Origin of the sequence: Kineosporia sp. NBRC 101677 (assembly GCF_030269265.1) — a bacterium.
In the GTDB taxonomy this organism is placed as follows: Bacteria; Actinomycetota; Actinomycetes; order Actinomycetales; family Kineosporiaceae; genus Kineosporia; species Kineosporia rhizophila.
On the sequence record NZ_BSTA01000012.1, the window covers coordinates 257,296 to 264,384 of the forward strand.

At 72.1% G+C, this 7,089-nt stretch carries 6 protein-coding genes; 4 read left to right on the forward strand and 2 right to left on the reverse strand.

Annotated elements, in window-relative coordinates; all coding sequences use genetic code 11:
- Positions 1 to 66: 66 nt before the first annotated feature.
- Together QSK18_RS29750 and QSK18_RS29755 are read left to right on the forward strand one after the other, a co-directional pair.
- Positions 67 to 1,995: a heavy metal translocating P-type ATPase gene (locus QSK18_RS29750; protein WP_285625981.1), complete on the forward strand. Its 1,929-nt coding sequence runs from the start codon at positions 67 to 69 to the stop codon at positions 1,993 to 1,995.
- A 38-nt stretch (positions 1,996 to 2,033) separates the two neighbouring features.
- Entirely contained in the window at positions 2,034 to 2,630 is a 597-nt protein-coding gene (locus tag QSK18_RS29755) for a DJ-1/PfpI family protein (protein ID WP_285625984.1), read from the forward strand.
- 6 nt (positions 2,631 to 2,636) lie between these two features.
- Here the strand turns inward: QSK18_RS29755 and QSK18_RS29760 are convergent, their stop codons facing one another.
- Positions 2,637 to 3,389, reverse strand: a complete 753-nt coding sequence (locus tag QSK18_RS29760) for a phytanoyl-CoA dioxygenase family protein (RefSeq protein ID WP_285625987.1) — start codon at positions 3,387 to 3,389, stop codon at positions 2,637 to 2,639.
- Between the two features lie 106 nt (positions 3,390 to 3,495).
- Here QSK18_RS29760 and QSK18_RS29765 point away from each other — a divergent pair, with 106 nt between their 5' ends.
- Complete coding sequence (locus tag QSK18_RS29765) at positions 3,496 to 4,719, forward strand: CoA transferase (protein ID WP_285625990.1); 1,224 nt, start codon at positions 3,496 to 3,498, stop codon at positions 4,717 to 4,719.
- A 4-nt stretch (positions 4,720 to 4,723) separates the two neighbouring features.
- On the opposite strand, the gene QSK18_RS29770 is transcribed toward QSK18_RS29765, so the two are convergent.
- The gene (locus tag QSK18_RS29770; RefSeq protein WP_285625993.1) at positions 4,724 to 6,031 is read right to left on the reverse strand and encodes a CoA transferase; all 1,308 of its coding nucleotides are present in this window, start codon (positions 6,029 to 6,031) and stop codon (positions 4,724 to 4,726) included.
- 50 nt (positions 6,032 to 6,081) lie between these two features.
- Between QSK18_RS29770 and QSK18_RS29775 the strand changes: the two genes are divergently transcribed.
- The gene (locus QSK18_RS29775; RefSeq protein ID WP_285625996.1) at positions 6,082 to 6,966 is read left to right on the forward strand and encodes a LysR family transcriptional regulator; all 885 of its coding nucleotides are present in this window, start codon (positions 6,082 to 6,084) and stop codon (positions 6,964 to 6,966) included.
- Positions 6,967 to 7,089: the final 123 nt, after the last annotated feature.

Sequence of the window (7,089 nt, forward strand, 5' to 3'; positions counted from 1 at the left end):
TATGAAGACCTCTTCAGATGTTCTGATAACTTCCTACCTCCGCCGCCTCACCGGAGGGTCCCTCCCATGCCGACCACGGCCATCGCCCCCGCCCCGAACCCGGTGCCCACCCGTCCCCCGGTGGTCAGGACCCGGTGGCACGCGTTGCCGGAGATGCGCTGGGCCGCCGCCGCGCTGGGGCTGTTCCTGCTCGGCCTCCTGGCCCAGGTCTCCGGTGCTCCCGGCTGGCTGAGCTGGGCGCTGTACCTCAGCTGTTACGCGGCGGGGGGCTGGGAGCCGGGGCTGGCCGGGCTGCAGGCCCTGCGCGAGAAGACGCTCGACGTGGACCTGCTCATGGTGGTGGCGGCGATCGGGGCCGCGGCGATCGGCCAGGTCCTCGACGGCGCCCTGCTCATCGTCATCTTCGCCACCTCCGGCGCCCTGGAGGCGCTGGCGACCGCCCGCACTGAGGACTCGGTACGGGGGCTGCTGGAACTAGCGCCCGAGACAGCGGTCCGGGTCACCGAGGGGGCCGAGCAGACCGTACCCACGGCGGTTCTCGCTGTGGGGGACGAGATTCTGGTGCGCCCCGGCGAGCGGATCGGCGCCGACGGTGAGGTGTTGTCCGGAGCCAGTGACGTGAATCAGGCCACCGTCACCGGCGAGTCACTGCCGGCCGAGAAACGCCCCGGAGACGAGGTGTTCGCGGGCACGCTGAACGGCACGGGGGTCCTGCGGGTTCAGGTCACCCGCCGGGCCGGGGACTCGGTGGTCGCCCGGATCGCCGCCCTCGTGCAGGAGGCCAGCCGCACCAAGGCCACCACCCAGCTGTTCGTGGAAAAGGTGGAGCAGCGCTACTCGGTCGGCATGGTGGTGGCCACGCTCGTGCTCTTCGCCGTGCCGCTGGCCCTCGGTGAGAACTTCCGGGAGGCGCTGCTGCGGGCCATGACGTTCATGATCGTGGCCTCGCCCTGCGCGATCGTGCTGTCCAGCATGCCGCCGCTGCTGGCCGCCGTGGCCAACGCCGGGCGCCACGGTGTGCTGATCAAGTCGGCGGTGGTGATGGAGCGCCTCGGCACCACCTCCAAGGTGGCCTTCGACAAGACCGGCACCCTCACCCAGGGCACCCCGGTGCTGGCCGGCGTGCGTCTGCTGGGGTCGCTCGACGAGGCCGAGGTGTTGCGGCTGGCCGCCGCGGTGGAGCACGGCAGCGAACACCCGCTGGCCAAGGCCGTGGTGCGGACGGCGCGGGAACGCGGCCTGTCGGTGCCGGCCGCCGTCGGTTTCGCGGCTCACCCGGGCATCGGGGTCTCGGCAACAGTGGACGGGCGTGGTGTCGCAGTCCGCTCGGCGGCGGCACCCGGGTCTCCGGCGGGCTCCCGGAACGATTCTCCAGACGATTCTCCGAACACAGGGAACACCGTGGTCGTGGTCGAACTCGACGGCGAACCGCTGGCCGAGCTGAGTTTCACCGACCGGCTGCGCCCGGAGGCGCCGGCCGCGATCGCCGCGGTGAGCGCCCTGACCGAGCAGCCTCCGGTGCTGCTGACCGGCGACAACGCCGACACCGCAGCCGATGTCGCGGCCCGCACCGGCATCCCGCAGACCCGGGCCGGGTTGCTGCCGGAGCAGAAGCTCGGTCTGATCCGGCAGTTGCAGCACGAGGGGGAGCGGGTGACGTTCGTCGGTGACGGCATCAACGACGCGCCCGCCCTGGCCGCCGCCCACTGCGGCATCGCGATGGGTGCGGCCTCGGACCTGACCCTGCAGACGGCCGACGCGGTGGTGGTGCGCGACGACCTGAACGCGATCCCGGCCGTCATCGCGCTCTCCCGCCGGGCCCGCCGGGTGGTGATCGCCAACCTGGCCATCGCCGCCACGTTCATCACCGTGCTGGTGGCCTGGGACCTGTTCGGCGACCTGCCCCTGCCGCTGGGGGTGCTGGGCCACGAGGGCTCCACGGTCGTCGTCGGGCTGAACGGCCTGCGGCTGCTGCGCGAGAAAGCCTGGCGGTAGACCTGGGGCGGGCACCGGTTCTTGGGGAGAATGCTGGGATGCCAGAGACCAAGGTCATCGGGATCGTGCTGTTCGACGGTGTGGAGGAACTCGACGCCGTGGGCCCCTGGGAGGTGCTGGCGTACTGGACGCTCAACCACCCCGACGACGGCTACCGGGTGATCACCCTGGCCCCCACCGACGGGGTGGTGACCTGCGCCAAGGGCCTGCGGATCACTCCCGACCACACCTTCGCCGACGCCCCCGCGCTGGACGTGGTGCTGCACCCGGGCGGCCGGGGCACCCGCCCGCTCAGCCGCAACCGCGAGCACCTCGACTGGGTGCGCGCCCAGGCCGGCCGGGCCGAGCTGATGACCAGTGTCTGCACCGGCTCCCTGGTCTACGCGGCGGCGGGCCTGCTGCGCGGTCGTCCGGCCACCACCCACTGGGCCTCGCTCGACGAGCTCGCCGCCCTCGACGCCACGATCAAGATCGACGAGAACGCCCGGTTCGTCGACGACGTGGACGTCGTGACCAGCGCCGGCGTCTCGGCGGGCATCGACCTGGCCCTGCACCTGGTCTCCCGGCTCAGTTTCCCCGACCGTGCCGTCGGGGTGCGACGGGCGATCCAGTACGACCCGCAGCCCCCGGTCTGAAAGTTCCTACAGAAAATCGCGGATCAGCTGGTCCACCGGATACAGCTTCTCGTCGCCGAGATCGGTCTCCACCGCGCGGTCCATTCCCGGCTGCGCCATGAACCGCGGCGTGCGGCCGTGGTGCGGCTGGGCGGCGTGCACCAGGAAGGGATGACAGACGAAGACGTCGCCCGGCGAGCCGGTGGCCAGGGCCACCGGGCGGTGGGCGCTGGCCCGGTCCACCTCGGCGGCGAACGTGAAGATCGACTCACCGGCCTCGCCGTAGGGCCGCAGCACCTTGGGCACGTCGCGGTGCGAGCCGACCCGGACCCGGGTCGGCGCATCCGCCGTGGACACCTCGCTGAACAGGAACAACAGCAGCAGCGCGCGGGCGCGGGAGCGGTAGTTGGTCAGATACTGCGAGCCGTCCGGCGAGGGGTAGCTGGCCTCGATGTGCCAGCCCGCGTCGTCCGGTTCCACCGGGTGCGGGAAACGCAGCGGGAACGAACCCATTCCGCTGCGGCGCACCCAGCGGCCCGGGCCCACCAGGGTGTCGAAGGCGTCGACGAGGACGGGAGCGTTGGCCGCGGCCTCGAACGCCGGCCCGCCCATCCCGTCGACCCAGTGGACGGGTTCGGTCCAGCCCGCCGGTTCGTCCGGCGAGAGCCCGATCCGTTTCCACAGCAGGCCGGCGCACTCCGCGGCAACCTCTGCGGGCACGGCACCCTCGAGTTTCAGGTAGCCGTCCCGGCTGAACTGCTCGATCAGTGCGTCGTCCACGAGCGGAAGAGTGCCCCCGCCGGTCGGCGGCGGTCCAGCGAATTTCCGATGCCCAGCCCGCACTCGCGCATGGGCAGACCCGGCCAAGCCGCCTAATCTCGGACAAATGACGAGCGACGACGCCGCCCATGGTCAGCATCTCGACGGTCTGCGAGTGGTCGAGGTGGCCAGCTTCGTCGCCGGCCCGCTCGCCACTCTGAGCCTGGCCCAGCTGGGGGCCGAGGTCGTCCGGATCGACCCGTTGGGTGGGGCCGCCGACCAGACCCGCTGGCCCCTGGCCCCGGGCGGGCGCAGCCTGTACTGGGCGGGCCTGAACCAGCAGAAGCGCTCGGTGGCGCTGAACCTGCGCAGCCCCGAGGGCCGTGAGCTGGCGCTGGCTCTGGCCACCGCCCCGGGTGAGCAGGCCGGCATCGTGGTCACCAACGCGGTGCGGGGGGAATGGATCAGCTACCGCGCGATGGCGGCGCTGCGCCCGGATCTCATCCACGCAAGGCTTCTCGGCCTGCCCGACGGATCGCCTGCGGTGGACTACACGGTGAACGCGGCGATCGGGTTCCCCCGGATCACCGGGCCCGGGCCGGGGCCGGTCAACCACGTCCTGCCGGCCTGGGACCTGCTGGCCGGGATGAACCTGGCCCTGGCCGTGCTGGTGGCCGAGCGCACCCGCCGGGCCACCGGCGCGGGGGAAAGCATCGAGCTCTCGCTCTACGACGTGGCCCTGTCGGTCAGCGCCCACCTGGGCTACTTGGCCGAGGCCGCCCTCGACCCGGCGGGCCGCCCGCCCGGCGGGAATCACTACTTCGGCGGTTTCGGAAGGGATTTCGAGACGACGGACGGCCGGGTGATGGTGGTGCTGCCCTCGCACCGGCAGTGGCTGGCCTTCGTCGACGTGCTCGGGGTGGCCGACCGGCTCACCGCCCTGGAGAAGATCACCGGGGCCGATCTGTCCACCGACTCGGGGCGTCACGAACAGCGTGAGGCCATCGCCCGCAACGTGGCGCCGTGGTTCGCCGCGCGCACGAGTGCGCAGGTGCTGGGCGAGCTTTCGGCGGCCGGGGTGGTGGCCTCGGAGTACCGCCGATTTACGGACGTCGTCGCCGACCAAGGGCTCTTGGGTGTGGGTAATCCGGTGGTGGAGTTCGTGGAGGAGCCGTCGATCGGCCGGATTCCGGCTGCGGGCACGCCAATCCGCTGGGGAAGTCGCGAACGCGCCGCAGTGGGGTCGTCGCAGTTGCTCGGCGCGGACACCGGGCCGGTGCTGAGCGAACTGCTGGGTCTGGGGCAGGCCGAACTGGGAGGTCTGGCCGAGCGGGGCGTCATTGAGCTGTGAGCATCTACCACTCGGGGGCGTCGGCGCCGTAGGTGTGGGGCGGGTGTGGGTAGGGCAGGGGCCCGCCGTACAGGTCGAACGGTGAGGGTACGTAACGCAGTTCACCGTAGGGGCTGTCCGTGGTGAGCAAGCCCGGGGCGTCAAGGGGGTGCACCGGTACGTCCGGTGCCTTGCTGCGGAACAGCAGATCGGCGGCCCGCACCAGGCTGAGCCGGGCCACACCGCTGACCCCATGGCGCAGCCGGGCCGCGGCGAGCCCGACCGTGGCCGCCACCATGCCGTAGCCGGTGGCGTGGTCGAGCGCCTGCACCGGCAGGGCTCCGGGGCGGCCGTCGCGTAGCCGGTACACGTCGGCGATCCCGACGGCGGCCTGCACGATGCTGTCGAAACCGCGCCGCTGCGCCCAGGGGCCGGTGGTTCCCCAGGCATCCAGATTGACCACGATCAGCGCCGGGTAGCGGTCGTGCAGCGCCTCGGGGGACAGGCCGTGGGCGTCGAGAGCGCCGTTGCGATAGCCGAGCAGGATCACGTCGGCCCGCTCAAGCAATTCGTGCAGGCGGCCAGCCCCGGTGTCCAGGTCGAGCAGGGCACTGCGCTTGCCGAAGCCGCTGTCGATGTGCGCGTCGATCAGTTCGGGCAGCGCGGGCGGGTCGATGCGCAGCACGTCGGCGCCGAGCGCGGCGAGGGTGCGCGAGGCGACCGGCCCGGCCACCACCCGGGTCAGGTCCAGGACCCGCAGGCCGTTCAGAGGCAGGCCGTCGGGCGAGTTGCCGGGCTGCCAGGGCCCGCCGGGCGCTTCGGCCACTTCGAAGGCGATCCAGTCGCGCGGTGGTGGGCCGGCCGCCATCGGCGAGTCCAGCCACTGGCGGCGGCTTCTTACTGCGGCCGCGATCCCGCCGGCCTCGCCGATGACCTGCTCCGCCTCCAAGGCGGGCATGGAGCGTAAGGCATTACCGACGTCCTCAATCGGTGCTCTCAGGGCCCGCCGCAGGCGCTCGGCGTGGTGGGGATAGTTGGCGTGGGTGCGGATCCAGCCGTCGGCGGTGGGGAAGAAGCCCGACAGGGGAGCGAAGCCGAGGGGCTGGCGGCCGGCCACCCTCAGGTGCCCGAGGGAGTCGAAGGCGGCGGCGATGCGCGGGGACGAGGCGCGCACGGCTCCCGGACGTTGCAGCAGGTCGTCCACGGCGGCTGCGGCCAGCCCGACCGAGGCCAGGGCCAGGCCTTCTACGTCGAGCGGACCGCCCCACCAGCGGCGGGGCCCGTAGAGCGCCTCACCTGCCCCGAGTTCGAAAGGGGGCAGGATGCGGCTCATTCGCAGAGCATGACCGATCGGACCGGACCGCGCGGGTATTGTCCGCCTGCATGTTCTCGTTCGAGCAGTTGCGGGGCTTCGTCACCGTCGCCGAGGAGCTGCACTTCGGCCGGGCGGCGGCGCGGTTGTCGATGACCCAGCCGCCGCTCTCGCGCCTGGTGCAGAAGCTGGAACGGGAGGTGGGCGTGCGGCTGTTCGACCGCGACAGCCGGGGCGTGCGCCTGACCCCGGCCGGGAACGCCTTCTACGGTGAGGCCCGCCGGCTGCTGGCCCTGGCCGAGAGCGCGCCCGAGCTGGCCCGGCGGATCTCGGCGGGTTCGGCGGGAACGCTGCGGCTGGGCTTCACCGGGGGAGCCGGCTACGGGGTGCTGCCGAAGGTGCTCAACCACCTGTCCGAGCAGCTGCCCGACCTCGAGCTGGAGCTGTTCGAGCTGGTCTCGCGCGACCAGCTGGAGGCGGTGCAGGCGCACGAGATCGACCTGGGCCTGGCCCGGCCGCCGTTCGACGCCGGGCTGTTCGGGCACCGGCGGCTGGTGCGCGAGAACCTGGTGGTGGCCGTGCCCGAGGGGCACCCGCTGACCTCGCTGGAGCGTCCGCTGCGGGCCGAGGACCTGGTCAGCGAGCCGCTGATCATGCACTCGGACGCCAAGGCCCGCTACTTCTACGACCTGGTGGTGGGCCTGCTGCAGGTGCGCCACGACAACGTGGTGCACTCGGTCAGCCAGATCCTCACCATGGTCTGGCTGGTGCAGGGCGGCCGGGGGGTGGCGCTGGTGCCGGAGAGCACGCGGCTGATCCACCCCGACGGGGTGCTGTTCCTGCCCTTCGCCACGCCCACGCCCCGGCCGGTGGAGCTGCACCTGGTGTGGGCCCGTGACAGCCAGAACCCGGCCCTGCCGGTGGCTCTGGAGGCGCTCGGGGACCTGAGGTTCTAGGGCGTGTCCTGCGGATCTTCATCGGAGATGAAGAACGATGCAGGCGAGGACGATCTCGGCGCGGTGGTAGGCCGCTCGCTTGGCGAAACGGGTGGCCAGGCCACGGAACTGCTTGAGCCGGTT

Coding starts and splice junctions, on each gene's coding strand:
- QSK18_RS29765 (WP_285625990.1), top strand. CDS start 3,496: ATGACGAGCGACGACGCCGCCCATGGTCAGCATCTCGACGGTCTGCGA.
- QSK18_RS29750 (WP_285625981.1), top strand. CDS start 67: ATGCCGACCACGGCCATCGCCCCCGCCCCGAACCCGGTGCCCACCCGT.
- QSK18_RS29770 (WP_285625993.1), bottom strand. CDS start 6,031: ATGAGCCGCATCCTGCCCCCTTTCGAACTCGGGGCAGGTGAGGCGCTC.
- QSK18_RS29755 (WP_285625984.1), top strand. CDS start 2,034: ATGCCAGAGACCAAGGTCATCGGGATCGTGCTGTTCGACGGTGTGGAG.
- QSK18_RS29775 (WP_285625996.1), top strand. CDS start 6,082: ATGTTCTCGTTCGAGCAGTTGCGGGGCTTCGTCACCGTCGCCGAGGAG.